This window comes from Ectopseudomonas khazarica, from assembly GCF_017915135.1.
In the GTDB taxonomy this organism is placed as follows: Bacteria; Pseudomonadota; Gammaproteobacteria; order Pseudomonadales; family Pseudomonadaceae; genus Aquipseudomonas; species Aquipseudomonas khazarica.
Window position 1 is genome coordinate 2,424,666 of sequence record NZ_CP068551.1, and the last position, 24,863, is coordinate 2,449,528.

Genomic DNA, 24,863 nt, shown 5'->3' on the forward strand with positions numbered 1-24,863 from the left:
CGTGGAATAGTCGACCAAGCAAGTGCTTGGTCGATTCCTACAAAAACAACAAGGAGGAAGCCCTGTGGCTGATGCAATCCGTTTGCCGCTCGAGCTGTTCTACGAACGTGAAGCAAGGCACCCGAACAAACGCTACATGGTGCAGCCGCTGGGTGGCGGTCAGCTGCTGGAACTGAGCTGGGCCGATGTCGGCGACCAGGCGCGGCGGGCCGCCAGCTGGCTGCGCAGCCGGGAACTGCCGCAGGGCAGCCGCATCGCCATCATCTCCAAGAACTGCGCGCACTGGATCATCAGCGATCTGGCGATCTGGATGGCCGGCCATGTCTCCGTGCCGCTGTATCCCAACCTCACCGCCGAGTCGATGCAACAGGTGCTGGAGCACTCCGAAGCGGCGCTGGCCTTCGTCGGCAAGCTCGATGACTGGGCGGCGATGGCTCCGGGCGTGCCGCAGGGCCTGCCGACCATCAGCCTGCCACTGCATGCACCGGGCGACTTCGACTACAGCTGGGACGACCTGCAGCGCAGCACGCCGATCCAGGACGACCCCAAGCTGGCGGCCAATCAGATGGCCACCATCATCTACACCTCCGGCACCACGGGCATGCCCAAGGGGGTGATGCACAATTTCTCCAACTTCGGCTTCGCTGCCGGCCACGCCACCGCGCTGTTCGGCGTGGGCGAGGACGATCGCCTGATCTCCTATCTGCCGCTGTGTCACGTTGCCGAGCGCATGTTCGTCGAGCTGGCGTCTCTTTATGCCGGGCAGACGATCTTTTTCGCCGAGAGCCTGGACACCTTCCTCGAAGACCTCAAGCGCGCACGGCCGACGGTGATGTTCGGCGTGCCGCGGATCTGGACCAAGTTCCAGATGGGCGTGTACGGCAAGATGCCCGCACACAAGCTCGACCGCCTGCTCAGGCTGCCGATCATCGGCCGACTGGTCGGGCGCAAGGTGCTCGCCGGGCTGGGGCTCGATGCCATCCGCTACGCGTTGTCCGGTGCGGCGCCCGTCCCCGAGGCGCTGCTCAACTGGTATCGCCGTCTGGGCATGGAGATCCAGGAGGTCTACGGCATGACCGAGAACTGCGGCTACTCGCATGTATGCCGGCCCGGCAGTTTCAAGCAGGGCTGGATCGGCCAGAACAACCCGGGCGTCGAGGTGCGCATTGCCGAGGACGGCGAGGTGCAGGTGCGCAGTGGCGCCACGATGCAGGGCTACTACAAGGACCCGATCAAGACCGCCGAAGCGCTGACCGACGACGGCTTCCTGCGCACCGGTGACAAGGGCGAGCAGGACGCCGAGGGCAACCTGCGCCTGACCGGGCGGATCAAGGAAATCTTCAAGACCAGCAAGGGCAAGTACGTGGCGCCCGCGCCGATCGAGAACCGCATCGGCGAACATTCGCGCATCGAGCAGGTCTGCGTGGTCGGCGACGGGCTGCCGCAGCCCATCGCCCTGTGCGTGCTCTCCGAGATGGGGCGGCAGGAGGCGGCCAATGACAGCCGCAGCGATCTGGAGAGCAGCCTCAAGGCCCTGCTGAGCGAGGTCAACGGTCGTCTCGATCAGCATGAGCGCTTGCAGGGGCTGGTCCTGGTCAAGGAGGTCTGGGCGGTGGAGAACGGCTTCCTCACTCCGACCCTGAAGATCAAGCGGGCGGTGATCGAGGGCACCTACGGCGAGCGTTTCGCCGAGTGGCAGGAGCGCAGCGAAGCGGTGCTCTGGCACGACTGAACAGGGTGGGCCGGTTCGTGCCGGCCCGGTCTCCAGTGGACGTGAGGTACTACCAGCATGGGCCTGTGGCAACGAACTCCCGATCTCGATGAACTCAACGCGACCCTGAAGAACACCGTCGGTGAAGTGCTGGACATTCGCTTCGAGTCGTTCGACGACGCCTCCATCAGCGCCAGCATGGTGATCGACGCGCGCACCCATCAACCCTACGGCCTGCTGCATGGCGGGGCATCGGTGGTGCTGGCGGAAACCCTGGGTTCCACCGCCAGCTACCTGTGCATCGACAACCGGCGTTTCTACTGCGTCGGGCTGGAGGTCAACGCCAACCACCTGCGCGGCCTGCGCAGTGGCCGGGTGCATGCCGTGGCCCGCCCGGTGCACCTGGGGCGTACCACGCACGTCTGGGATATCCGTCTGAGCGGTGACGATGGCAAGACCAGCTGCATCTCGCGCCTGACCATGGCCATCGTGCCCCTGGGTGAGCAGCCGCCGAAGGCCTGATCGCCTGTCGACGATCTGCTGCGCGTTGGCCAAGCGGTGTTGAAACTCCCCTCAAGATGCGCATCTACAGCAGCTGAACCGCGCCTCTTCGGGTGATTTCGCCGTCGAGATCGTGAACAGGCTTTGCGAACCCGGCAGCGGCGCCCTTTAGCGGGTGCCGAGGCTGCAATTTCATCCAAGATTTACCCGGCACATGGCGCTAGAGTAGGCGCCATGGACCAGATCACTCACATCCAGAGCAGTTTGCCCGGCGTTCGCCTGATCGACGCCGAGTACCGCCGCTTTACCTTCCCTCGGCACTTCCACCTGGAGTACCACGTTGGCCTGTTGATCCAGGGGCAGCATCGCTATGCCTATCGTGGCGAGCGGCGCCAGGTCGGGGCAGGGGATGTGCTGCTGATGGCGCCGGAGGGGATCCACGATGGAGCGTGTCTGGAGGGAGAGAGCTATCGCATCCGCGTGATGGCCTTCGACCCGCACTGGCTCGACGAGGCCAGCCGGACCCTCAGCGATGGGCGCCAGGGTGCGCCCAGGCTGACCACCACCAGCCTGCGTCATCCGCTGCTGTCGCAGCATCTGCAACGTTTTCATGCGGCCATGCTCGACGGTTCGACGCTGGCGCAGGAAAGCGCGCTCTGGCAAGCGCTGGCCTATCTGCTGGACATGGGCTCGACCCTGCGTGTCAGCGAGCCCGACCGGGTATTCGACAGCCGTACCTGGCAGCAGCTGCGCGAATGGCTGGAGAGTCGCCTGGACGATCCGCCTTCGCTGGAGGAAATCGCCTCGTTCTGCGCGATGAGCCCCTGGCAGGCGCTGCGGCGTTTTCGCCAGCACACCGGCCTGCCGCCGCATCAGTGGCTGACGCAGTTGCGCCTGCAGCGCGCCTTGCCGCTGGTACTGGCGGGCGAGTCGCTCAGCGAAATCGCCCTGCGCCTGGGCTTTTACGACCAGGCGCATTTCTCGCGGTTGTTCCGTCGTACCTACGGCTTGCCACCCGCGCGACTGCGTCAGCGCTGAGCCCAGCCGCCCCGATTCATCTCTTCAATCTCGTGGAGTTCACCATGCAGGAGACGTCCGTCTTGCTGTCGCTGGCTGCCGTGTTCGCGGTAGCGCTCATCAGTCCCGGCCCCGATGTGGCGCTGGTCGTGCGTACGGCGCTGCACCAGGGGCAGCGTGCCGGGTTGCTCAGCGCGCTGGGCCTGGCCTGCGGGATTCTCCTGCACGGCACCCTGGTGCTCAGCGGCGTGGCGCTGCTGCTCAGTCGCACGCAGTGGCTGTTCGACCTGCTGCAGGTCGGCGGGGCGCTGTACCTGGCCTGGCTGGGTGTCGGTGCGGTGCAGGCCTGGTGGCGCGGGGCCCCGGGCAATCGGCGCCTGGACGGCGAACTGGCGCCCTCGGTGTTCGGTCCCTGGCTGCGGGGCGTGTTCACCAACCTGGGCAACCCGAAGGCGCTGGTGTTCTTCCTCGCGCTGCTCACCAGCCTGGTGCCCGCGGACATGTCCTTGCCCGGCAAGATGGCCTGCGCGGCGCTGCTGTTCGGCCTCAGCCTGTTCTGGTTCAGTCTGCTCGGCATGACCCTGAGCCGGCCGCTGATGCGCCAGCGCCTGCTGCAGGTGGCGCCGACCATCGATTTCGTCTGCGGCCTGGTGTTCCTGCTGGTGGCGGCGAGTATCGTCGGCCGCCTGTTGTTATAGTCCTGACCATTGCGCCGCCATCAATGGCGGTTACGGTCATTGTCGTACCTGGCGGGCTGCCGGAGAATCGCGCTGGTACTGACTTCCTCGGGTTTCATGCATGCCGCAGCCGCTTTTCTTCGCTCACGCCAACGGCTTTCCGTCCGCGACCTACGGCAAGCTGTTCGCAGCCCTGGCGCCGGACTTCCAGATTCGGCACCTGCAGCAGCACGGCCACGACCCGCGTTTCCCGGTGAATGACAACTGGTCCAACCTGGTCGACGAGCTGATCCATCACCTGCAGTGCAGTGACGAGCCGGTCTGGGGCGTGGGCCACTCGCTGGGCGGGGTGCTGCACTATCACGCCGCCTTGCTCCGTCCGGAGCTGTATCGCGGCGTGGTGATGCTCGACTCGCCGGTGCTGACGCTGGCCGATCGCATGGTGATCCGTGCGGCCAAGCGCTTCGGCTTCATCGACCGCATCACGCCCGCTGGGCGTACCCTGGGGCGGCGTGAAGCATTCGCCGACTCGGACGAGGCGCGTGACTACTTCGCCGGCAAGAGTCTGTTCCGCCGTTTCGATCCCGAATGCCTCGATGCCTATGTCAGCCACGGCTTGCAGGCTGACGAGCAGGGCCTGCGCCTGCGTTTCGACCCGGCCACCGAGATCAGCATCTATCGCAGCGTGCCGCACACCTCGCCCGGGCGACCGCAGCAGCTGGCGGTGCCGCTGGCCATGGTGCGCGGCCGCCATAGCCGTGTGGTCCTGCCGCACCACGCACGCCTGCTGCGCAGCATGCCGCGGGCCGAATATCACAGCCTGCCCGGAGGGCACATGTTCCCTCTGGAGCGGCCACAGGCGACTGCCGAGCTGTTGCGCGAGTTGTTCCTGCGCTGGGCCGGCGGCCAGGAGGAGAGAGCATGAACAGCGGTTTCGAAGAAGTACGCCTGAGCCTGCCGCACATCGAACTGGCGGCGCACCTGTATGGCCCCGAGGATGGCGTGCCGGTGCTGGCCCTGCATGGCTGGCTGGACAACGCGGCGAGCTTCGCGCGCCTGGCGCCCAGGCTCGAAGGATTGCGCATCGTCGCCCTGGACTTTGCCGGGCATGGCCATTCCGAGCACCGTGCGGCAGGTGCCGGCTACGCCCTGTGGGACTACGCCTTCGATGTGCTGCAGGTGGCCGAACAGTTCGGCTGGTCGCGCTTCTCCATTCTCGGCCATTCCATGGGCGCGATTACCGCCGTGCTGCTGGCGGCAGCCCTGCCGGAGCGGGTCGCGCGCCTGGCGCTGATCGATGGCCTGGTGCCCTATACCGGCGAGGCCGAACAGGCCCCGGAGAAGCTCGGCGAGGCGCTACGTGCCCGGCAACAGCTCAGTGACAAGCGCAAGCCGGTGTATGCCGAGGTCTCGCGTGCCGTGGAGGCGCGCATGAAGGGTGTCGGCGCGGTCAGCCGTGAGGCCGCCGAGCTGCTGGCCCAGCGTGGCCTGATGCCGGTGCCGGGTGGCTACACCTGGCGCACCGACAGTCGCCTGACCCTGCCTTCGCCATTGCGCCTGAGCTGGGCGCATGCGCAGGCCTTCGTCCGCGCGCTGCAATGCCCGGTCAGCCTGGTGCTGGCGGAGCAGGGCATGATGGGCGCGCAACCTGCGGTCAGGGCCTTGCTTCAGGACCTGCCGTTCGAGGTGCACAGGCTGCCGGGCGGTCACCACCTGCACCTCGACGACGAGCGGGGGGCGCAACTCGTAGCGGATTGTTTCAATCCATTCCTGCGCGTGCCTTGACTTGCCGGCGGCTCCTGGGGAAAGGTGTGGCGGTCTGCCATGGAGGATCGCATGATCGACTCTTTCGAAGTCGCCACTCATTGTTCAGCAAGACCGTCTACCGTTTCCCCTCAGAGGATGTTCACTCGATGAGGGGAGGCATGAAGCTGTTCTCTGCGCTGTTTGCCAGCGTCTTCAGCGGCGCGCTGCTCGCCGCCGCTGCCGATGTGCCCGGTAGCCGTGACCTCGAGGCGTTGCCGCGCTTTCCTGCAAGCCACATCGTGGCCTTCGCGCAGGAGCCCGCGGCCGAGCGCATCTATCCGCAGGGCTCGGTCCGGCGCATCAGCGGACGCCTGCGCTACGAGCGCGAAATCCAGGCGCAGGGCCGGCATCAGGCCGTGACCTACGAGCTGCCGGGCACCCACAGTGCCGACCAGGTCTTCAGCGCATCGCGCGAGGCCCTGCTGAAGCAGGGCGCAGAGCTGCTGTACTGGTGCCAGGGGCGTGAGTGCGGCTCCAGCAGCCTGTGGGCCAATGCGGTGTTCGGCAATTCCACCCTGTACGGCTCGGATGACCAGCAGGCCTATGCCCTGTTGCGCCTGGCCGAGCCGAATCATGAAAGCCTGCTGGCGCTGTACAGCATCACCCGTGGTAACCGTCGGGCCTACCTGCATGCCGAGCAGCTGGATGCCGACGCGCCGCTGGGTACCTTGCTGCCGACGCCTGCGACCCTGTTGCGGCAACTGCGCAGCGATGGGCAACTGCAGTTGCCGGTGGATGCCAAGGCCGACAGCGCCTGGGTCGAGGTGCTGGCGCGCAGCCTGAATCTGGACAGCACCCTGCGTGTCAGCCTGTCCGGCGGCCAGGCGCCGGCCTGGCGCGAAGCGCTGATGGCGCAGCGTGTGCGCGAGGCCCGGCTCGAACTGGGTGAGGGCGAAGGCGATACGCTGAATGTGCGGCTGCTGCGTTAAGCAGGGGCGTGCCGGGGGAAGTTTGCAGAGCGCCCATCTCGGGCGCTTTGTCGTTTCGTCGAATGGAGTTTCGATTGATGGCCACTAATGATCGTCTGCTGGTGCAGATTCTGCTGCTCGGTTTGCTGGCGGCCAGCCTGTGGGTGCTGGCGCCATTCTGGTCGGCGCTGTTCTGGGCGGCGGTGCTGGCGTTCGCCAGTTGGCCGCTGATGCGCCTGCTGACGCAACTGCTGAACGGCCGCATGTCGCTGGCCGCCGGGATCCTCACCGGGGTCTGGGTGGTGCTGGTGGCCGTGCCGCTGGTCTGGCTGGGGTTCAACCTTGCCGATCACATCAAGGACGCCAATGCACTGGTCAAGGACCTGCAGGTCGAAGGCCTGCCGCCACCGCCGAGCTGGCTGGAAGCGATACCGCTGGTGGGCGGGCGCCTGGTGGAGATGTGGCACACCATCGACCAGCAGGGCGCGGCGTTCTTCGACACCGTGCGACCCTACCTGGGCCAGGTGGGCAACTGGCTGGTGGCGCGCAGTGCGAAAATCGGCGGCGGCATGGTCGAGCTGGCGCTGAGCCTGGTGCTGGTGTTCTTCTTCTACCGTGACGGCCCGCGCCTGGCCGTGTTCGTGCACAGCCTGCTGGAGCGCCTGATCGGTGACCGCGCCGATCACTACCTGGAGCTGGTCGCCGGCACGGTGCAGCGGGTGGTCAACGGGGTGATCGGCACGGCAGCGGCGCAGGCGGTGCTGGCCTATATCGGTTTCGTCATCGCCGGGGTGCCGGGTGCGCTGGTGCTGGGGCTGCTCACCTTCGCCTTCAGTTTCATCATGATCCCGCCGCTGATCTGGGGGCCGGCGGTGGCCTGGCTGGTCTGGCAGGGGGAGATCGGCATGGCGATCTTCCTCGGGGTCTGGGGCTTCTTCGTCATCAGCGGCGTGGACAACATCCTCAAGCCCTACCTGATCAGCCGCGGCGGCAACCTGCCGCTGGTGGTGGTGCTGCTCGGGGTGTTCGGCGGCATTCTTGCCTTCGGCTTCATGGGGCTGTTCCTCGGCCCGACCCTGCTGGCCGTGGCCTACAGCCTGCTCAGCGACTGGGTGGCGGACCGCGCGCCGCCTGCCGAGAACCTGGTGGACAAGCCGCTGGCGGACGAGGAGACGCGCGGTTGATCGTCAGCCGCGCTCGCTTTCGTACTTGTCCAGGGTGTCGCGCGCGATCTGCCGGCCGAGCATGATCAGTTCCGGCGCCTTGTAGAACTCGAAGAAGCGGCACACGCGCTTGGGCACGTTGATCAGGATGTCCGGCGGGTAACCGGCGATCTTGTACTGCGCCAGCGAGGTCTGCATCACTTCGAAGCTCTGGTTGACCAGCTCCAGCAGCGAGGCGGGCCCGCTGAACTCCGCCACGTGCGAACCGCTGGCGGATTTCGGCGCCGCTTCGTCATCGTCATGACTCGGTGCCGCGGCCGGGCTGATGTCATCGGCCTGCTGCTGCCCCTCGGCCAGCAGCAGGACTTCATCCTCGCTCTTGCGTCGGAAACTGGGCAGGCGCGAACCCAGGCTGCTCATCATCTGGTCGATGCGCCCCTTGAGGGCGGCCGGCCGCTCGATCACCGGCAGCTGGTAATGGGTATGGTTGGTGGCATTGAGGTTGACCGCGATGATCAGGTCGCAGTGGCTGGAGACCACCGGCACGATGGGCAAGGGGTTGAGCAGGCCGCCGTCGACCAGCATGCGCTTGCCCTGAACCACCGGGGTGAACAGGCTGGGAATCGCCGCCGAAGCGCGCATGGCCTGGTGCAGGCAGCCTTCCTGGAACCAGATTTCCTGCTGGTTGGTCAGGTCGGTGGCGACGGCGGTGAAGGGGATGTCGAGGTTCTCGATGTCCACCTCGCCGACGATCTCCTGGATGCGTCCGAACACCCGTTCGCCGCGTATCGCACCGAGGCGGAAGCTGACGTCGAGCAGGCGCAGCACGTCCAGGTAGTCCAGGCTCTCCGTCCACTCGCGGTACTCGCGCAACTTGCCGGCGGCGAAGATGCCGCCGACCACCGCGCCCATCGAACAGCCCGCGATGCAGCCGATTTCGTAACCGCGTGCCTGCAGCTCCTCGATCACGCCAATGTGCGCATAGCCACGCGCTCCCCCCGAGCCCAGTACCAGCGCCACTTTCTTGCTCATGTGAAAAATCCCCCGTTCAGGCCACGACCTTACTCGCGCGATGACGCTGCGCCAAGGCGGTCTTTGCTAGAATCCGTCGCCAGTCGTCGCAGTGAGAGAGAAGCATGAGCGAACCCATTCGTTTGACCCAGTACAGCCACGGTGCCGGTTGCGGCTGCAAGATCGCGCCCAAGGTGCTCGAGGTGATTCTTGCCGGCAGTGGCGCACAGAATCTCGACCCCAAGCTGTGGGTGGGCAATGCATCGCGCGACGATGCCGCGGTGTATGCCATCGATGAGGAGCGCGGAGTGGTGTCGACCACCGACTTCTTCATGCCGATCGTCGATGATCCGTTCGATTTCGGCCGTATCGCCGCGACCAACGCCATCAGCGACATCTACGCCATGGGCGGGGACCCGCTGATGGCGATCGCCATCCTCGGCTGGCCGGTCAACGTGCTGGCGCCCGAAGTCGCCCGCGAGGTGATCCGTGGCGGCCGCGCGGTCTGCGACGAAGCCGGTATCGCACTGGCCGGCGGCCATTCCATCGATGCCCCCGAGCCGATCTTCGGCCTCGCCGTCACCGGGCTGGTGAGCAAGGGCAACATGAAGCGCAATGACACCGCGACGGTCGGCTGCAAGCTGTACCTCACCAAGCCACTGGGCATCGGTATCCTCACCACGGCCGAGAAGAAGGCCAAGCTGCGCGACGCCGACATCGGCCTGGCGCGTGACTGGATGTGCACGCTGAACAAGCCTGGCAGCCGTTTCGGCAAGCTGGAAGGCGTGCGGGCGATGACCGATGTCACCGGCTTCGGTCTGCTCGGCCACCTGGTGGAGATGGCGGACGGCAGCCACCTCAGTGCGCGCATCGAGTTCGCCCGCGTGCCGCGTCTGCAGAGCGCGGAATACTACCTGCAGGAAGGTTGCGTGCCGGGCGGCACCCTGCGCAACTTCGACAGCTACGGCGAGCGGATCGCGCCGCTGCCCGAGCTGAGCAAGCTGCTGCTGTGCGATCCGCAGACCAGCGGCGGGCTGCTGGTGGCCGTGGCGCCGGAGGGCGAGGCGCAGTTTCTGGCGGTCGCTGCCGAACTGGGGCTGGACCTCGCGCCGATCGGCGAGATGGTCGAGCGACAGCGTTACGCGGTCGAGGTGCTGTAATGCGTGACAACTGCACCGATTACCGCGACATCTTCCTGCACGACCGGCCGATGATGGATGCCCGTGCGCCGGTCGAATTTCACAAGGGCGCCTTCCCGGGCGTGATCAACCTGCCGCTGATGAACGATGTGGAGCGGCAGAAGGTCGGCACCTGCTACAAGCAGCACGGCCAGCAGGCCGCCATCGAGCTGGGGCACCAGCTGGTCAGCGGGCGCAGCAAGGACGAACGCATCGAGGCCTGGGCCCGCTTCGCCAAGGCCAACCCCGAAGGTTACCTGTACTGCTTTCGCGGCGGCCTGCGTTCGCAGATCGTCCAGCAATGGCTGAAGAGCGAGGCCGGCATCGACTATCCGCGCGTGGTCGGCGGTTACAAGGCGATGCGCAACTACCTCCTGCACATCACCGAACAGGCCGTGGAGGAGTGCGATTTCGTCCTCGTGGGCGGCATGACCGGTACCGGCAAGACCGAGGTGATCAGCCAGCTGGGCAACAGCCTCGACCTGGAGGCGCATGCCAATCACCGCGGCTCCAGCTTCGGCAAGCGTGCCAGTGGCCAGCCGGCGCAGATCGACTTCGAGAACGCCCTGGCCATCGATCTGCTCAAGCGCCAGGCGACTGGCCAGCGCCAGTTCGTGCTGGAGGACGAGGCACGCCTGATCGGTCGTTGCTCCTTGCCGCTGTCGCTGCACCAGGCCATGCAGAACTACCCGCTGGTGTGGCTGGAAGACAGCCTGGAGAACCGCATCGAGCGCATCCTGCAGGCCTATGTCGTCGAACTGTGCGCCGAGTTCGTCGCGGTGCAGGGGGCGGAGGAGGGATTCCCCGCATTCGCCGCACGGCTGCGCGAGAGCCTGGCCAATATCACCCGGCGCCTGGGCGGCGAGCGTTATCAGCGCCTGGCGGCGATCATGGAGCAGGCGCTGCACGAGCAGCAGAACGATGGCGTGGTCGACAGCCATCGCGGTTGGATCGAAGCTTTGCTGGTTGAGTACTACGATCCTATGTATGTGTTCCAACGTGAAAGCAAGTCCGGACGCATCGAGTTCGCGGGCGAGCAGCAGGCGGTGGTGGAGTACCTGCGCAGTCGCAGCGAACGCTGAACCGGGCACTTTCGCCCGGCCTTAGCGTCATAGACTGGGCCAATCCGTAGTCATGTCCGTTCGAGGAGTGTGGTTGATGAAACACTGGATCTGTTTGCCGCTGCTCGCGGTAGCGTTGACCGGCTGTGCCGGCAAGACGGTTTACCGCGATACCTGCGCCAACCAGCTGGATGCCGCATGGAAGGAGCTGAGCATCGCCGAGGCCGAAGGCTTCGCTGGCACCGTGAGCTATTCCAAGGCGTTGTCGCTGCTGACGGCTGCCAAGACCCAGCAGCAGTTCGAGGCCTACGAAGGCTGTACCAGCAAGGCCGAGCGCGCGCGCTTCTACATCCGCGAATCGCGAGCGGGGCGCTGATGCAGCTCGACTTCTCTGCCCTGAGCCCTCTGGATGCCTATCGCTGGCTGGCGTCCAGCGTCACGCCGCGCCCCATCGCCTGGGTGTCGAGTCGTTCGCCCGAGGGCGTCGCCAACCTGGCACCGTTCAGTTTCTTCCAGGTGATCAGCGACAATCCACCCACGCTGCTGGTCAACGTCAATACCCGTGACGACGGCAGTCTCAAGGACACGCTGCGCAACGCCCAGGCCAGTGGCGAACTGGCGATTCAGCTGGTGAGCTTCGCGCAGGCCGAAGCGATGAATGCCAGCGCTGCGGTGTTGCCCCACGAGGTCAGCGAGTTCGAGCATTGCGCCATCGCCAGCGTGCCCTGCGAGCGCATCGACGTGCCCCGTGTCGTCGGCGCCCCGGTGACCTTCGAGTGCCGCGTCGCGCAGATCCAGCCGTACCCCGCGCAGCAGCCCAACAGTCACCTGATCTTCGCCGAAGTGCTGCTGGCCCATATCGACGACGCGCTGCTGACCGAGCAGGGCCGTCTCGACCCGCTGCAGCTTGATCTGGTCGGTCGCCTGGGCGGCAGCGCCTATTGCCGCACGCGCGATGTCTTCAACATGCAACGCCCTTGAATTCGTTCTGAAAACGACCTCCAGTTAACTGTTCCGGCCATCCTGCCGCCTGCTGGCTTGTCGCCAGCAGGGCGCTGCTCCTATGTTTCAGGATTCTGGGCTGGCTGCAGTAGGCAGGGGGATGTCATGGGTAGCTCATTGACCAAGCGGCTGGCCAGCTTGAGTACGGCCAGCAAACTGATGCTGGGCTTCGCCCTGGTGCTGCTGTTGACCGCGCTGGTGGCCGCCACCGGCCTGCTGGCGTTGCGCGAAGTCAGCGCCGGCGCCGAACTGCAGCAGCGCATGAGCGCTCTAGGTGAACAGGTGCTGCGCATGCGCCAGAGCGAGCAGGCCTTCGCCCTAGCCGGCGACAGTCAGCATGCAGAACGGCTCAACGAGCAGGCCGATGCCATCCTCCAGGCCAGCCAGGCGCTGCAGGGCGAGCTGGACAGCGACAGCGCGGCGATCCTGGCGCAGGTCGAGCCGGCCCTGGCCGACTACCGCACGGCCTTCGCGCGCTATGTCGAACTGACCGACAACATGCAGCTGTCCTTGCAGGCTGCCGACTGGCTGGTGGTCGCTGCGGCCAACAGCCTGGACCTGCTGCAGGAGGGGCTGTCTGAGGATGGCGTCGACCTGCTGAAAAGCTCCCAGGGTGAGCGGGGCGGTGACTCGGTGCTGCAGGCGGGGCAGGTCGGCAAGATCCACCAGTTGCTGCTGCAGGCGCTGGATCAGGCGCGCCAGCGCCTGGAAGCCAGCCGCCGTGCGGACACCACCGAACAGGCGGAGATCGCCCAGGCGGGCGAGGCGCAGGCCCTGGCGGCAGAGCTGCGCGATGCGCTGGACGACCCCGGCTATTCCGCCGTGCTCGGTGAGGTGGTGGTCAACGTCGACTCGTTCAACGAACGCCTGCAGGAGTACGCCAGCCAGTTGCAGCAGCAGAAGGCGGTCTACGCCCAGCTCGTCGCCCAGGTCGAACTGTTGCTGCAGCGTGTCGATCAGGCACTGCAGGCGCAGCAGCAGGCCATGCAGGCGGAGCGCAAGGCCAGCAGTGGCCTGATCGTGGTGGCTGCGGCGCTGGCGCTGCTCTTCGGCCTTGCGGCGGCGATCATCATCAGCCTGGTCATCGTCAGGCCGCTCAAGCGCGTCATCGCGCTGGCCGAGTCGGTCGCCGGCGGTGACCTGAGCGTGCACCTCGAGCAGGACCGCCGCGATGAGATCGGCCAGCTGCTCGCTGCCATGCAGCGCATGGCCGGCAACCTGCGCGACATGGTTGGCCGCCTGCAGGGTGGCGTGGCGCAGATTTCCAACTCGGCTCAGTCGCTTTCGGCGACCGCCGAGCAGACCCGCCAGGGCGTCAACGGGCAGAAACTGGAGACCGATCAGGTGGCCACGGCCATGAGCGAGATGACCGCCACCGTGCACGAAGTGGCGCGCAACGCCGAGGCGGCAGCCGCTTCGACGGAGCAGGCCGACCAGCGCGTGGGCAATGGCAGCCAGGTGGTCCGCCAGACCCTGCAACGCATCGAGCAGCTGGCCCGGGCGATGGACACCACGACCGCCAGCATCCAGCGCCTGAGCCAGGATACCCAGCGTATCGACGCGGTGCTGGAGGTGATCAAGAGCGTCGCGGAGCAGACCAACCTGCTTGCCCTCAATGCCGCCATCGAGGCGGCCCGTGCGGGCGAGCAGGGCCGCGGCTTCGCGGTGGTCGCCGACGAGGTGCGGGCGCTGGCCAAGCGTACCCAGCAATCGACGGCGGAGATCGAGTCGCTGATCTCCGCCTTGCGCGAGGGCAGCCGGCGTGCGGTGGCAGACATGGAGCAGAGCGCCGGGCTGGTGGAAAAGACCGTCGACGACGCCAGCCAGACCGAAGTCGCCCTGGTGGCCATTGCCGAGGCAGTGACGCTGATTTCCGAGATGAACCAGCAGATCGCCGCGGCGGCCGAGCAGCAGACGGCCGTCGCCGAAGAGATCAACCGCAGCGTCACCTCGATCCGCGACATCGCCGATCAGTCGGCCACGGCGATGGACGAGACGGCGGCGTCCAGCATTCAGCTGGCCGAACTGGGGCGCGAATTGCAGGGCATGGCGGGGCACTTCCGCCTGTGAGGCCGCGCTGTTCGCCTGCGGCGCACTTTGGACGGCCATTCACAGTTTCGTGAGCAAAGGTTACATGGCGCTTTGCCCCGGCCGAGTGGCCCAGTAGCATCGGCAGTCCGTACAAGGAGCAAACGATGCGAACCAAACTGGATGCCTGCCTCGACTCGGTCAATCAGGTGGTACTGGGCAAAGAGGCGCAGGTGCGTCTGGCGCTGACCTGTCTGCTGGCGCGTGGTCACCTGCTGATCGAGGACCTGCCCGGCATGGGCAAGACCACCCTCAGTCATGCCCTGGCGCGGGTGCTGGGGCTGAGTTTCCAGCGCATCCAGTTCACTTCCGACCTGTTGCCGGGCGACATTCTCGGCACCTCCGTGTTCGACAAGGACACCGGGCAGTTCGTGTTTCACCAGGGGCCGATCTTCGCCGAACTGGTGCTGGCGGACGAGATCAACCGCGCCACGCCGAAGAGCCAGAGCGCATTGCTCGAAGCCATGGAGGAAGGGCAGGTCACCATCGAGGGGGCGACCCGGCCGTTGCCCGAGCCGTTCTTCGTCATCGCCACGCAGAACCCGGTCAGCAGCGGCGGCACCTTCGCGCTGCCCGAATCCCAGCTCGACCGTTTCCTCATGCGCCTATCGCTCGGCTATCCGGCCCAGGCGGCAGAGCGCGCACTGCTGCTTGGCGATGCGCGGCGCGACATCCTGCCCAAGCTCGAGCCGGTGCTCGACCATGCCGAACTGGCGCGCCTGCAGGCCGAGGTGCCGAAGATTCGCGCCAGCGATGCCCTGATCGACTACGTACTGCGCCTGGTGGAGGCTACCCGCAGCCAGCCGCAGTTCGCCTGGGGCCTGTCGCCCCGTGCCAGCCTGGCGCTGCTGGCTGCGGCCAGGGCCTGGGCGCTGCTCGCCGAGCGTGATTACCTGATTCCCGAGGACGTGCAGGCGGTGTTGCCCGCCGTGGTCGGTCACCGCCTGCGCGAACGCGCCGATCCGGCCGGCCATGGTGGCGGCAGCCTGGTGCAGTGGCTGCTGCGCGAAGTTCCGGCGCTCTGATGCGCACGGCGCTGAGGCCCCTCTGGGCACGCTGGCTGGCCCGGCGCATCCCGCCTGCGGCCAGCGTTCGCCTCAATCAGCGGCGCATCTTCATCGTGCCGAGTCGGGTCGGGGCGGCCTTCGCCGTCGCCCTGGTGCTGATGCTGCTGGTCGCCATCAACTACCAGAACAGCCTGGCGTATGGCCTGACGTTCCTGCTGATGGCGGTGTTCGTCGTCGCCATCCTGCACACCTATCGCAATCTTGCCGGGCTGGTGCTGAAGGCGGGCGGCGGCGGGGCGGTGTTCGTGGGTGAGCAGGCCGTCTTTCGCGTGCGCCTGGAAAGCCGCAGGCGTGAGCACCAGGCCGTGGCCCTGGGCTGGCCACCGGCCGAGCTGGTGCTGCGTGATGTGCCGCGCGAAGGCCAGTGCGAGGTGGAGGTGAGCCTGCCGGCGCGGCGACGTGGCTGGTTGCGGCCCGGTCGTCTGCGGGTCGAGAGCCGCTTCCCGCTGGGCCTGCTGGTGGCGTGGAGCTGGGTCGACCTGGACCAGTCGGTGCTGGTCTACCCGCGCCCGCTGGAAGGCGATCTGCCCGTGTCCGCCGGTCTCGGCGAGGACGACGACGAAGGCATGCGGGCGCGTGGCCAGGGTGCCGATGACTTCCAGGGACTGCGTGACTACCAGCCGGGCGATTCCAAGCGGCGGCTGGACTGGAAGGCCTATTCGCGCGGCCAGGGGCTGCTGGTCAAGGACTTCGCCATGCTCAGTGGGCGGGACCTGTGGCTCGACTACGAGAGCCTGGCTGGCGACAGCGAAATGCGCCTGTCGCTGCTGTGCCACTGGGTGCTGCAGTTCTCCGCGCGGCAGCAGCCCTTCGGCCTGCAGTTGCCGGGCACGTCGATCGCTGCGGACGTTGGCGAGGCGCATCGCGATGCCTGCCTGCGCGCCCTGGCGCTGTTCGGGCAACGTCCATGAGCCGGCTGCCAGGCATTCCGCGCATTGCCCTGACCTGGTTGCTGGTGGCGCAGGTGCTGGTGATCGTGCCGCACCTGGTGCATCTGCCCATGTGGATGATCGCCCTGTGGCTGGGCGCTGCGAGCTGGCGGGTGCAGATCTTCCGCATGCGTGCGCGCTACCCCGGTGGCTGGGTCAAGGGCGGCCTGGTGCTGCTGGTCCTGATCGGCATCCTGTTCTCGCGGGGGACCCTGGTCGGGCTGGATGCCGCCGTGGTGCTGCTGATCGCCACCTTCATCCTCAAGCTGCTGGAGATGCGCACGCGGCGTGACGCGCTGGTGCTGGTCTTCCTTGGCTTCTTCTGCGTGGTCACCGCCTACCTGTTCGAGGATGGCATCGTCGCCGCGCTCTACAGCCTGCTGCCGGTCACGGCGCTGCTGGCTGCCCTGGTCGGTCTGCAGCAGAGCGGCGTTGCCGAGCGGCCCTGGCCCACCCTGCGTCTTGCCGGCGGCCTGCTGCTGCAGGCGTTGCCGCTGATGCTGCTGCTGTTCGTGTTCTTTCCGCGCATGGGACCGCTGTGGTCCTTGCCGATGCCCAGCGACAAGGGCCGGACCGGCCTCTCCGACAGCATGGAACCAGCCGATATCGCCGAGCTCAGCCGCTCCTCGGAGCTGGCGTTTCGCGCCAGTTTCGAAGGCGCCGTGCCGCCCCGCAACCAGCTGTACTGGCGGGCGCTGACGCTGGACCGATTCGATGGTCGGCGCTGGTCGCAATCGAGCCTGGCGCAGCTGCCCAGGGCGCCGCAGTGGAGCAAGGCCGGGCAACCGCTGGACTACAGCATCATCATGCAGCCCAGCGGCAAACCCTGGCTGTTCGCGCTCGATGTCGGCGAGGTCGCCCAGGATGGCACGCGCATGATGAGCGACTTCCGCTGGCAGAACCGTCGCCCCGTGGACCGCAGCCTGCTCTACCAGGTGCGTTCCTGGCTGCAGGCCCTGCGCGAGGCCGAGGCGCAACCGTCGACGCTGCGCCATGCCCTGCAGCTGCCGGCGCAGGGCGATCCGCGCAGTCGCGCCTGGGCGGCCCAACTGCAGCGCCAGTACCCGCAGGCCGATGCGCTGGTGGACGCGCTGTTGCGGCATTTCAATCGTGAGCCGTTCGCCTACACCCTGCGCCCACAAACGCTGGGGCAGGACAGCGTCGACGAATTCCTGTTCGACACCCGCAGTGGCTTCTGTGCCCACTACGCCGGGGCCATGACCTTCGTCCTGCGTGCCGCCGGCATCCCGGCACGCGTGGTGACCGGCTACCAGGGTGGCGAGCTCAACCCCTCGGGCAACTACATCCAGGTTCGCCAGTTCGATGCCCATGCCTGGGTCGAGTACTGGCAACCCGGGACCGGCTGGCGCAGCGTCGACCCGACCTTCCAGGTCGCTCCCGAGCGCATCGAGCAGGGCCTGCAGGAGGCGTTGAGCGAAGAGGACGGTTTTCTCGACGACCAACCCTTCTCGCCGCTGCGTTACCGGGAACTGGCCTGGCTCAACCAGTTGCGCCTGAGCTGGGAGCGTCTCAACTACGGTTGGCAGCGCTGGGTGCTGGGTTATCAGGGGGAACAACAGCTCAGCCTGCTGCAGAGCTGGTTCGGCAGTCTCGACTGGCAGCGTCTCGCCCTGGCGCTGGTCGGGGGTGGTGCGGCGCTGCTCGGCCTGCTGGCGCTGTGGCTGCTCAAGCCCTGGCAGCAGCGGCGTGACCCTCTGCGTCAGGTGCTGCGACGGTTCGAGCGTCTGCTGGCACGGCATGGCGTGCATCGGCAGGCCGGCGAGGGCATGCGTGCCTTCGCCCGGCGCGCCAGCCAGGAACTGCCGGCGCAGGCGGCGCAGATCCAGGCGTTCGCCGCGTGTTTCGAGCGCCAGCAGTACGCCGGCCAGGCCGTGGCGCCGGCCGCGCTGCGTCAGGCGCTGGGTAAGTTGCGCCAGGCGTTGCCCTGGCGCTGGCTGAATTAGGTTTTTTCGGGCGCGACGGGTTTGTTGGTCGTCACCCTGAGCGTCAAGGAGTAGCGAGCATGAGCGATCTGATCGAGCGCAGCCTGCAACGTGTGCTGGCCCTGCAGGTACGGCTATATGCCTGCCAGGCCCGCCTGAGCGGATTCACCGACGCCGAGGCGTTGCACGACCTGCGCATCACCTTGCGCCAGCTGCGTAGCCTGCTGCGCCCCATGCGCGGCCTGGCGACGCTGGATGCCCTGGAGCAGGCCGCCGCGGTACTCGGCCGGCTGACTGGTCCCTTGCGTGATCGCGAGGTGCTGATGGCCGAACTCGAACGCATGGGCCTGACCCGCTTGCTCGCCTTTGACCAGGAGGCGCATGCCAGGGCTTTTGCGGCAGTGGCCAGCAGTCGTGAACTGGCCGAACTGATCGCCTTGCTCGACAGCTGGCCGGTTGCCTGGCGCGAGGCAGCACGGCGTGGCCAGCTGCGTAGCGTCAGCAAACGCATCCGGCGTCGCCTGCGGCGTCAGCAGGCGCAGCTGGCGCAGGCCCTGCGTGACCCAGCGCACGACCGCCATCGCCTGCGCCTGCTGATCAAGCGGGTGCGCTACGCGGGCGAGACCTATCCCTTGCAGAGCGGCCTGGACAGGGCGGCGCTGGCGCGGCTCAAGCGCGCCCAGAGCGCGCTGGGCGACTGGCACGATCACCTGCAGTGGCTGGCGCAGAGCGAGGTGATCGAGGCGCTGCATCCCTGCCGGGAGGCCTGGCTGCAGGGGCAGCTGGCTGCCGAGGAGCGTGCGGACGGGGCCCTGATCGCGTTGTTCGGCGACTTTCCCCTGAGCGAATGAGGCGACATTTTCGCCGGCAATATGACCGAATCGGCATCTTGTCGGCCTATCTTCCAGGCTGTGCCATCCCCTAAGATCATCGCCCTTGATGACGCGCGAGGTCCGTATGACGCTTTTGCAATTGCTCGACGCGGTGCGCCGCGATCCCGATGCCGTGGTGATACCGGCCGAATGGGGCCAGGGGCGTGCCAGTTTCGGTGGCCTGGTCGCCGCCCTGGCGTTCGAGGCCATGCGTGCCAAGGTCCCGCAAGGGCGCCCGGTGCGTTCGCTGGCGATCACCTTCGTCGGTCCCGTCGCCCCGCACGTGCCGGTGAGCTTCCAGGCGGAAGTGCTGCGCGAGGGCAAGGCCGTCAGCCAGATGCTCCTGCGCGCGGTCCAGGATGGCCAGGTGGTGACGGTGGTGCAGGGCAGCTTTGGCGCGTCGCGTGCCTCCGCGGTCGACGTGGCGGCGCTGGCAGCCCCGGAGATCACGCCGGTCGAGCAGTGCCAGGAGTTGCCTTACGTGCCGGGCGTGACGCCGGAATTCACCCGTTACCTGGCCATGCGCTGGGGCATTGGCGGCATGCCGTTCAGCAACAATCCTTCGCGGCAGATGGGCGGCTGGGTGCGCCTGCGCGGCGAGCAGGCGGCCCAGCCGCTGGACGAGGCCTACCTGCTGGCGCTGGTCGACGCCTGGCCGCCAGCGGTACTGCCACACCTGAGCAGCCCGGCGCCCGGTAGCTCGCTGACCTGGACGATCGAGTTCGTCCAGCCTTTGCAGGCGCTGACGACCGAGCAGTGGTGCCTGTACCGCGCCGAGATCGAGCATGCACGCGATGGCTATGGGCATGTCGCCGCAGCCATGTGGAGCCCGGCGGGCGACCTGCTGGCGCTGAGCCGGCAGACGGTGACGGTGTTCGGCTGAGCGGCCTCAGTCGACGGCCTGGGCGGTGCGGTTACGGCCCTCTGCCTTGGCCCGGTACAGCGCGCTGTCGGCGCGCGCCAGCACACCTTCCAGAGGCTCCGCGGGGCGGCGCTCGGCTAGGCCGACGCTCAGCGTGATGCCCAGTTACTGGCCGTCGGCGCCGTTCAGCGCCAGTGCCTTGGCACTCAGGCGCAGACGCTCGGCCACCTGCAGGGCGTCGCAACGGTCGGTCTGGGTCAGCAGGGCGGCGAACTCCTCGCCGCCGAGGCGGCCGATGATGTCCACTTCACGCAGCACCTGGCGCAGCAACTCGCCCAGGCGGGCGAGAACCTCGTCGCCGCTCTGGTGGCCGTGGTTGTCGTTGATCGCCTTGAAATGGTCGATGTCGAGCATCAGCAGGGTGCAGGGCTGGTCGAAGCGTTCGGCGCTCTTGAACAGCTCGCCGGCGCGCTGCAGGAACGCGTGGCGGTTGTTCAGGCCGGTGAGCGCATCGGTGGTGGCCAGCACCAGCAGCTCCTGTTCCATCTGCTTGCGCAGGCTGATGTCGTAGCTCCAGATCAGCAACGCAGGCCTGCCGTGATACTCCAGCACGCGTCCCGAGACCACGCCCCAGTAAGGTTCGGCTCCGGTCAACTGGGTCTCCCAGCCGTCCAGGCGCTGGCGGGCCTGCAAGGCCTCGCTGAAATGCACGGCCTCGCGGGCGTTGCTGAACAGGCGACTCAGCGAGAAGTCGCTGCTGGCATCGAGCTCCAGGCGCTCGCGCAGCCGCTGGTTGACGAAATGCACCTGCTTGCCGTCGTCGCTGATCAGCGCCACGTCACTGGGGCTGGCGTCGAGGATCTGCCGCAGCAGCGCCTGGCCCTCGCTGAGCTCGGCGGTGCGTTCGCTGACGCGCTGCTCCAGGTGCTGATTCAGCTCGGCCAGGTTGTGCGACAGCGTGCGCGCCTTGCGGTAGTCGCTGACCAGGCGCGACACCAGCAGGGCGCCGCCGAGCAGCAGGCCGAGCAGTGTCCAGCCCAGGCCGATGAAGCAGCGGTGCAGGAGCTGGCGCTTGGCGTCGATCTTGTTGGCCAGGGAAATCTTGCTGGCCACCATCACCTCGTGCATCGGCTTGAGCAGCTGCGGCAGGCGTTGATGGATTTCCTCGGCCAGTTGCCGGACACCCTGCGGGTCACCCCAGCGCGCGCGTGCATCCCAGTCGCGGCTCAGGCCGATGATCTGATCGAGCGTGCCCTGGGTGATCGACTGCGACTCGGGCAGGAAGTCGAACAGATGGTGGCGTTCCAGTGACTGGGTCAGGCTGCGCAGCACCTGGATGCGCACCACCAGATCGTCGCTGTCCAGCTCACCCTTGCGCAGGCTGTGCGCCGCGTCGAGCAAGTGGTTCATCTCGTTGTCGATCTGGTACGCCTGCCAGAGCTCGTTGTGCAGCGTCGGCAGGGCCAGTTGGCGTGCCTGCTCCTGCACCAGCCAGAGCGAGCCGAGCGTGACCAGTGCCATGGCCAGCACCAGGGTGATCAGGGCGGACAGTTTCAGGCGGTGACGGGAGGGCGAAACGGGGGGCGTTGCAATCGAACTCATTCGACGTGAATCTCGCTGAGCTGCCAGACGGAGCGGTTGTAGAACACCTGTTGGTGCAGTTCGGGGTAGTCGTCGAGCGGATAGATGAGGTACAGCGGCCCGAGGTCGCGGATGGAGAGGAACTGGCCGTCGCGCTGGTAGGCGATCAACGGCTGGTAGCGCTGGATATCGGCCGCCGGGATCACCACCGAGTAGTGATTGAGCGAGCGGGTGTACACCGGCCTGTCGTGCGTTTCTTCATCCATGGATTGCAGCAGCCACGGCAGGGACACGCCCATCCACAGCTGCTCCTTGCCGCTGGCGTCACGCAGGCGAACGGTGCTTTGCGGGAAACGCTGCAACTGGTGCAGGGTGAAACTCTGCTGGCGGCCGTCGGCCAGGTACAGGCGCAGCGCCGTCCGGTCCTGCGGGTAGGGAACGGGCTCCGCCTTGACCGCGGTCAGACAGAAAAACGTCACGCAACACGTGACAATAAAATGTCGTGACATAAAAAAGCGGCTGCCATCGGTCAATATATTGTCGATGCTATCGTGGTTTAGCCTGGGCGCCTGAATTGGCCCGACGAACGGAGGCGCGCGGATTCAGGGCGTTGCGTGGCTCGCGCCGGCATGGCGACGCAGGACGAAGGCGGCGCGCAGGCCGATGCCGGCCAGAGCCAGGGCCAGCGCGCTGGGCTGGCAGGCGGCCGTCACCAGCAGGGCCACGGCGAGCAGCAGCAGGCACGCCGCCAATTGCTGAATGGCGCGGGCGGTGCTGTACGGGGCAAGCAGAAGGGCGCTCATGTTGCATTCCTCGGGGGGGTGCAACCAGTCTATGAGCGCTCCGGCGCGGGCGACGAATCGTTTCTGGCTATGACCGGCATAGCTTCCAGCGACCCTACAGCTTGAGCTGGCGGATCGCCTGGTTGAGCTGGGCCGCCAATGTGGCCAGTTGCTGGCTGGTGGCTGCCGATTCCAGCGTCTGGCCAACAGTCTGCTCGGTGACGTCGCGGATGCCGACGACCGAGCGGCTCATTTCCTCGGCCACCTGGCTCTGCTGCGCAGCTGCCACGGCGATCTGCGTGTTGCTGTCACGCATCAGGGCCACGGCGGCGGTGATCGCTTCCAGCGACTCTCCGGCTTCCTGTGCCAGCTGCACGCACTGGTTGGCGTTCTCCGAGCTCTCGCGCATGAATTCCACGGCGTCACGAGTGCCGCCTTGCAGGTTGCCGATCATCTGGGTGATCTCGTCGGTGGAGTCCTGTACGCGCTTGGCCAGGTTGCGCACCTCGTCGGCGACCACGGCGAAGCCGCGACCCATTTCGCCAGCGCGGGCAGCCTCGATGGCCGCATTGAGGGCGAGCAGGTTGGTCTGTTCGGCGATGCCATGAATGACGCCGACCACGCGACTGATGTGCTGGCTATCCTCGGCCAGGCGCTCGATGCTGCCGGCGCTCTGGCGCACGCCCTGGGAGAGGGCGGCGATGGACTGCTCCACGCGTTCGACCACCTGCTGGCCGGCGCGTGCCAGCTGGTCGGCGCTGAGCGACTGGTCGCGGGTCGTGCCGGCGTGATCGGCGATGTGCTGCACGGTCGCCGACATTTCGTTGATCGCCGTGGCGGCCTGGTCGGTTTCGCTCTGCTGGCTGAGCATGCCCTGGCGTACCGCGCCCATGCGCTGGGCCATGTTGCGCGTGCCGCTGTCGAGTTCGCTGGCGACCTGGCCGACGGTGCCGACCACACGCTGGTAGCCGGCCTGCATGGCGTTGAAGGCGGCAGCCATCTGGCCGACCTCGTCGCGGCTGTCCAGCGGTACGCGCAATGACAGGTCACCGCTGCGTTCTGCCTGCAGCATCACGTCCTTGAGCGTGTTGAGGTGGCTGAGCAGGAAGCGGATCAGCAACTGCGAGGCCGCCAGCAACAGCAACATGAGCACCGCCACCGCCAGGGCATAGGACAGCGCGTGCTCGGTGAACAGGTCGAATAGGCTCGGCGCCCGCGCCACTACGGCGAGGTTGCGTCCGTCGGCGAGCGAAACCCGCTGCGCGCCAACCGCCGGCATGCTGTCGAACCAGGCGTCGTGTTTCAGTACCTGCCAGCCGCTGGCATCGGCCGCACCCTGGGCATTCGCCAGGGAGGCATCGCCTTGCAGTACCTGGACATTGCCGGAGCTGGGCAGTGTCGCCTGCTGCGGCCACTGCTGAAGCAGGCGTGCCTGGGCGCTGGCTGCCTGGCGCGCATCGAGGCTGCGGGCCGCCTGCTCGGTGTGCAGGGCGAACAGCACCAGCATCAGGCTGATGACGAATGCGACGGCGTTGACCGCCCAGAATTTGTACTTGAGAGAAAGATCGCTGATCCAGGCGCCCATGCTGTCGTTATCCGTTTCGCTGCGTTCACTATTGGCTATGTGCCAGTAGTATGCCTTGGGGCAAGGTCAGAGTCTTGACGTCAATCAAGAGTCCGTGCTGCCACTCTCCAGTATGGTCGGCATGGCGAAGAATGCCCGTGCGCATGCCGTCGACTGCGCCGCCAGCTGCTGTTCGCTCTGGCCACGATGCAGTGCCACTTCGCGCAGGACCTCGCCGAGGTAGGCCGGCTCGTTGCGCCCGCTCCTGGGCTTGGGCCGCAGGCTGCGTGGCAGCAGGAAGGGGGCATCGGTCTCCAGCATCAGGCGCTCGGCGGGGATGTCCTTGAGCAATGGATGCAGATGGGTGCCACGGCGTTCGTCGCAGACCCAGCCGGTGATGCCGATGTGCAGGTCGAGGTCGAGATAGGCATAGAGGGCACGGCGCTCGCCGGTGAAGCAGTGCACCACCGCAGCGGGCAATTGGTCACGATAGCTGCGCAGGATCTCCAGCAGGCGCTGGCTGGCCTCGCGCTCGTGGAGGAACACCGGCATCTGCAGTTCCACCGCCAGCGCCAGCTGTTCTTCCAGGGCCTTTTCCTGGATGGGCCGGGGTGAGAAGTCGCGGTCGAAATCCAGGCCGCATTCGCCGACGGCACGGACCTCGGGCTCGTTCAGCAGTGCTTTCAGGGCGGTGCTGCTGGTCGTGCTCCAGCTGCTGGCATCGTGCGGGTGGATGCCGGCCGTGCTGAACAGTCGCTGGCCGCTGGCGTCCAGCTGTCGGCAAAGTGCCAGGCTGGCCTCGCTTTCGTTCAGATTGGTGCCGGTCAGCACCATCTGGCAGACGCCGGCTGCATAGGCGCGCTCCAGCAGCGCCTCGGACTGGGCGGCCAGGCTGGGGTGGGTGAGATTGACGGCGATGTCGACGAGTTGCATGGTGCCACCTGATTAGCGCGAGGGGGGCAGAATAGCAGACGCCATCCGTTCGTCAGGAAGTCGATTGAAAACAACGGCTTGGTAGTTGTTTTCAGGACCGGCGGAGGGCCATGGGCTGGCGTGGCGGGGCGCGCCTGTGCCAATCTCCGCGCCCCCGTGTCGGCCCAGGGAACTTGTTTGGCAGCTTCGCAGTCAGTTGCCGTTTGG

24 protein-coding genes are annotated in these 24,863 nt (G+C 66.9%); 18 read left to right on the top strand and 6 right to left on the bottom strand.

Going from position 1 to position 24,863, the window contains the following annotated elements; all coding sequences use genetic code 11:
* The first annotated feature begins 64 nt into the window (after positions 1-64).
* The 8 genes from JLK41_RS11545 to JLK41_RS11580 all read left to right on the top strand — a co-directional run bounded on the left by JLK41_RS11545 (position 65) and on the right by JLK41_RS11580 (position 7,804).
* Positions 65-1,732: an AMP-binding protein gene (locus JLK41_RS11545; protein ID WP_210391041.1), complete on the top strand. Its 1,668-nt coding sequence runs from the start codon at positions 65-67 to the stop codon at positions 1,730-1,732.
* Between the two features lie 57 nt (positions 1,733-1,789).
* Positions 1,790-2,233 (top strand): hotdog fold thioesterase, encoded by a 444-nt coding sequence (locus JLK41_RS11550; RefSeq protein ID WP_210391042.1) that lies wholly within the window; start codon positions 1,790-1,792, stop codon positions 2,231-2,233.
* Positions 2,234-2,446: 213 nt separating this feature from the next.
* On the top strand, positions 2,447-3,250 hold the full coding sequence (locus JLK41_RS11555) for an AraC family transcriptional regulator (protein WP_210391043.1): 804 nt from the start codon (positions 2,447-2,449) through the stop codon (positions 3,248-3,250).
* Between the two features lie 44 nt (positions 3,251-3,294).
* A complete protein-coding gene (locus JLK41_RS11560) occupies positions 3,295-3,927 on the top strand; it encodes a LysE family translocator (RefSeq protein ID WP_037052004.1) in 633 nt (210 codons plus the stop codon).
* Positions 3,928-4,027: 100 nt separating this feature from the next.
* Entirely contained in the window at positions 4,028-4,831 is an 804-nt protein-coding gene (locus JLK41_RS11565) for an alpha/beta fold hydrolase (protein ID WP_150609469.1), read from the top strand.
* A complete protein-coding gene (locus JLK41_RS11570) occupies positions 4,828-5,691 on the top strand; it encodes an alpha/beta hydrolase (protein ID WP_150609471.1) in 864 nt (287 codons plus the stop codon). Before JLK41_RS11565 ends, JLK41_RS11570 begins: the two co-directional genes overlap by 4 nt.
* Positions 5,692-5,831: 140 nt before the next feature.
* The gene (locus JLK41_RS11575) at positions 5,832-6,641 is read left to right on the top strand and encodes a DUF4892 domain-containing protein (RefSeq protein ID WP_210391044.1); all 810 of its coding nucleotides are present in this window, start codon (positions 5,832-5,834) and stop codon (positions 6,639-6,641) included.
* 77 nt (positions 6,642-6,718) lie between these two features.
* Complete coding sequence (locus tag JLK41_RS11580; RefSeq protein WP_134675909.1) at positions 6,719-7,804, top strand: AI-2E family transporter; 1,086 nt, start codon at positions 6,719-6,721, stop codon at positions 7,802-7,804.
* A gap of 3 nt (positions 7,805-7,807) precedes the next feature.
* On the opposite strand, the gene JLK41_RS11585 is transcribed toward JLK41_RS11580, so the two are convergent.
* Positions 7,808-8,815: a patatin-like phospholipase family protein gene (locus JLK41_RS11585; protein ID WP_047584466.1), complete on the bottom strand. Its 1,008-nt coding sequence runs from the start codon at positions 8,813-8,815 to the stop codon at positions 7,808-7,810.
* A 104-nt stretch (positions 8,816-8,919) separates the two neighbouring features.
* Here JLK41_RS11585 and selD point away from each other — a divergent pair, with 104 nt between their 5' ends.
* The 10 genes from selD to JLK41_RS11635 all read left to right on the top strand — a co-directional run bounded on the left by selD (position 8,920) and on the right by JLK41_RS11635 (position 19,817).
* Positions 8,920-9,954: a selenide, water dikinase SelD gene (selD, locus tag JLK41_RS11590; protein WP_037052019.1), complete on the top strand. Its 1,035-nt coding sequence runs from the start codon at positions 8,920-8,922 to the stop codon at positions 9,952-9,954.
* Positions 9,954-11,054, top strand: coding sequence for a tRNA 2-selenouridine(34) synthase MnmH (gene mnmH / locus JLK41_RS11595; RefSeq protein WP_210391045.1), 1,101 nt, complete (start codon positions 9,954-9,956; stop codon positions 11,052-11,054). Before selD ends, mnmH begins: the two co-directional genes overlap by 1 nt.
* 76 nt (positions 11,055-11,130) lie before the next feature.
* The gene (locus JLK41_RS11600) at positions 11,131-11,409 is read left to right on the top strand and encodes a hypothetical protein (RefSeq protein WP_037052024.1); all 279 of its coding nucleotides are present in this window, start codon (positions 11,131-11,133) and stop codon (positions 11,407-11,409) included.
* Positions 11,409-12,014, top strand: a complete 606-nt coding sequence (locus tag JLK41_RS11605) for a flavin reductase family protein (RefSeq protein ID WP_037052027.1) — start codon at positions 11,409-11,411, stop codon at positions 12,012-12,014. The genes JLK41_RS11600 and JLK41_RS11605 overlap by 1 nt, the downstream gene beginning before the upstream one ends.
* Positions 12,015-12,140: 126 nt before the next feature.
* Positions 12,141-14,105 (top strand): methyl-accepting chemotaxis protein, encoded by a 1,965-nt coding sequence (locus tag JLK41_RS11610; RefSeq protein WP_037052030.1) that lies wholly within the window; start codon positions 12,141-12,143, stop codon positions 14,103-14,105.
* Positions 14,106-14,230: 125 nt separating this feature from the next.
* Positions 14,231-15,148 carry an AAA family ATPase gene (locus JLK41_RS11615; protein WP_210391046.1) on the top strand — a complete coding sequence of 306 codons (918 nt, stop codon included), beginning with the start codon at positions 14,231-14,233 and terminating at the stop codon, positions 15,146-15,148.
* Positions 15,148-16,101: a DUF58 domain-containing protein gene (locus JLK41_RS11620; RefSeq protein WP_210391047.1), complete on the top strand. Its 954-nt coding sequence runs from the start codon at positions 15,148-15,150 to the stop codon at positions 16,099-16,101. The genes JLK41_RS11615 and JLK41_RS11620 overlap by 1 nt, the downstream gene beginning before the upstream one ends.
* A complete protein-coding gene (locus JLK41_RS11625; protein WP_210391048.1) occupies positions 16,098-18,083 on the top strand; it encodes a transglutaminase TgpA family protein in 1,986 nt (661 codons plus the stop codon). The genes JLK41_RS11620 and JLK41_RS11625 overlap by 4 nt, the downstream gene beginning before the upstream one ends.
* A gap of 59 nt (positions 18,084-18,142) precedes the next feature.
* Positions 18,143-18,913: a CHAD domain-containing protein gene (locus tag JLK41_RS11630; RefSeq protein ID WP_210391049.1), complete on the top strand. Its 771-nt coding sequence runs from the start codon at positions 18,143-18,145 to the stop codon at positions 18,911-18,913.
* 106 nt (positions 18,914-19,019) lie between these two features.
* Positions 19,020-19,817, top strand: coding sequence for an acyl-CoA thioesterase (locus tag JLK41_RS11635; protein WP_134675903.1), 798 nt, complete (start codon positions 19,020-19,022; stop codon positions 19,815-19,817).
* 144 nt (positions 19,818-19,961) lie between these two features.
* Here JLK41_RS11635 and JLK41_RS11640 read toward each other — a convergent pair whose 3' ends face one another.
* The 5 genes from JLK41_RS11640 to JLK41_RS11660 all read right to left on the bottom strand — a co-directional run bounded on the left by JLK41_RS11640 (position 19,962) and on the right by JLK41_RS11660 (position 24,656).
* Positions 19,962-21,398 carry a GGDEF domain-containing protein gene (locus tag JLK41_RS11640; RefSeq protein WP_244976495.1) on the bottom strand — a complete coding sequence of 479 codons (1,437 nt, stop codon included), beginning with the start codon at positions 21,396-21,398 and terminating at the stop codon, positions 19,962-19,964.
* Entirely contained in the window at positions 21,395-21,856 is a 462-nt protein-coding gene (locus JLK41_RS11645; RefSeq protein ID WP_210391050.1) for a putative pterin-binding protein, read from the bottom strand. The genes JLK41_RS11640 and JLK41_RS11645 overlap by 4 nt, the downstream gene beginning before the upstream one ends.
* 123 nt (positions 21,857-21,979) lie before the next feature.
* Complete coding sequence (locus JLK41_RS11650) at positions 21,980-22,180, bottom strand: hypothetical protein (RefSeq protein ID WP_210391051.1); 201 nt, start codon at positions 22,178-22,180, stop codon at positions 21,980-21,982.
* A 94-nt stretch (positions 22,181-22,274) separates the two neighbouring features.
* Positions 22,275-23,744 (bottom strand): methyl-accepting chemotaxis protein, encoded by a 1,470-nt coding sequence (locus JLK41_RS11655; RefSeq protein ID WP_175252881.1) that lies wholly within the window; start codon positions 23,742-23,744, stop codon positions 22,275-22,277.
* An 84-nt stretch (positions 23,745-23,828) separates the two neighbouring features.
* The gene (locus JLK41_RS11660) at positions 23,829-24,656 is read right to left on the bottom strand and encodes a TatD family hydrolase (protein WP_210391052.1); all 828 of its coding nucleotides are present in this window, start codon (positions 24,654-24,656) and stop codon (positions 23,829-23,831) included.
* Positions 24,657-24,863 lie beyond the last annotated feature (207 nt).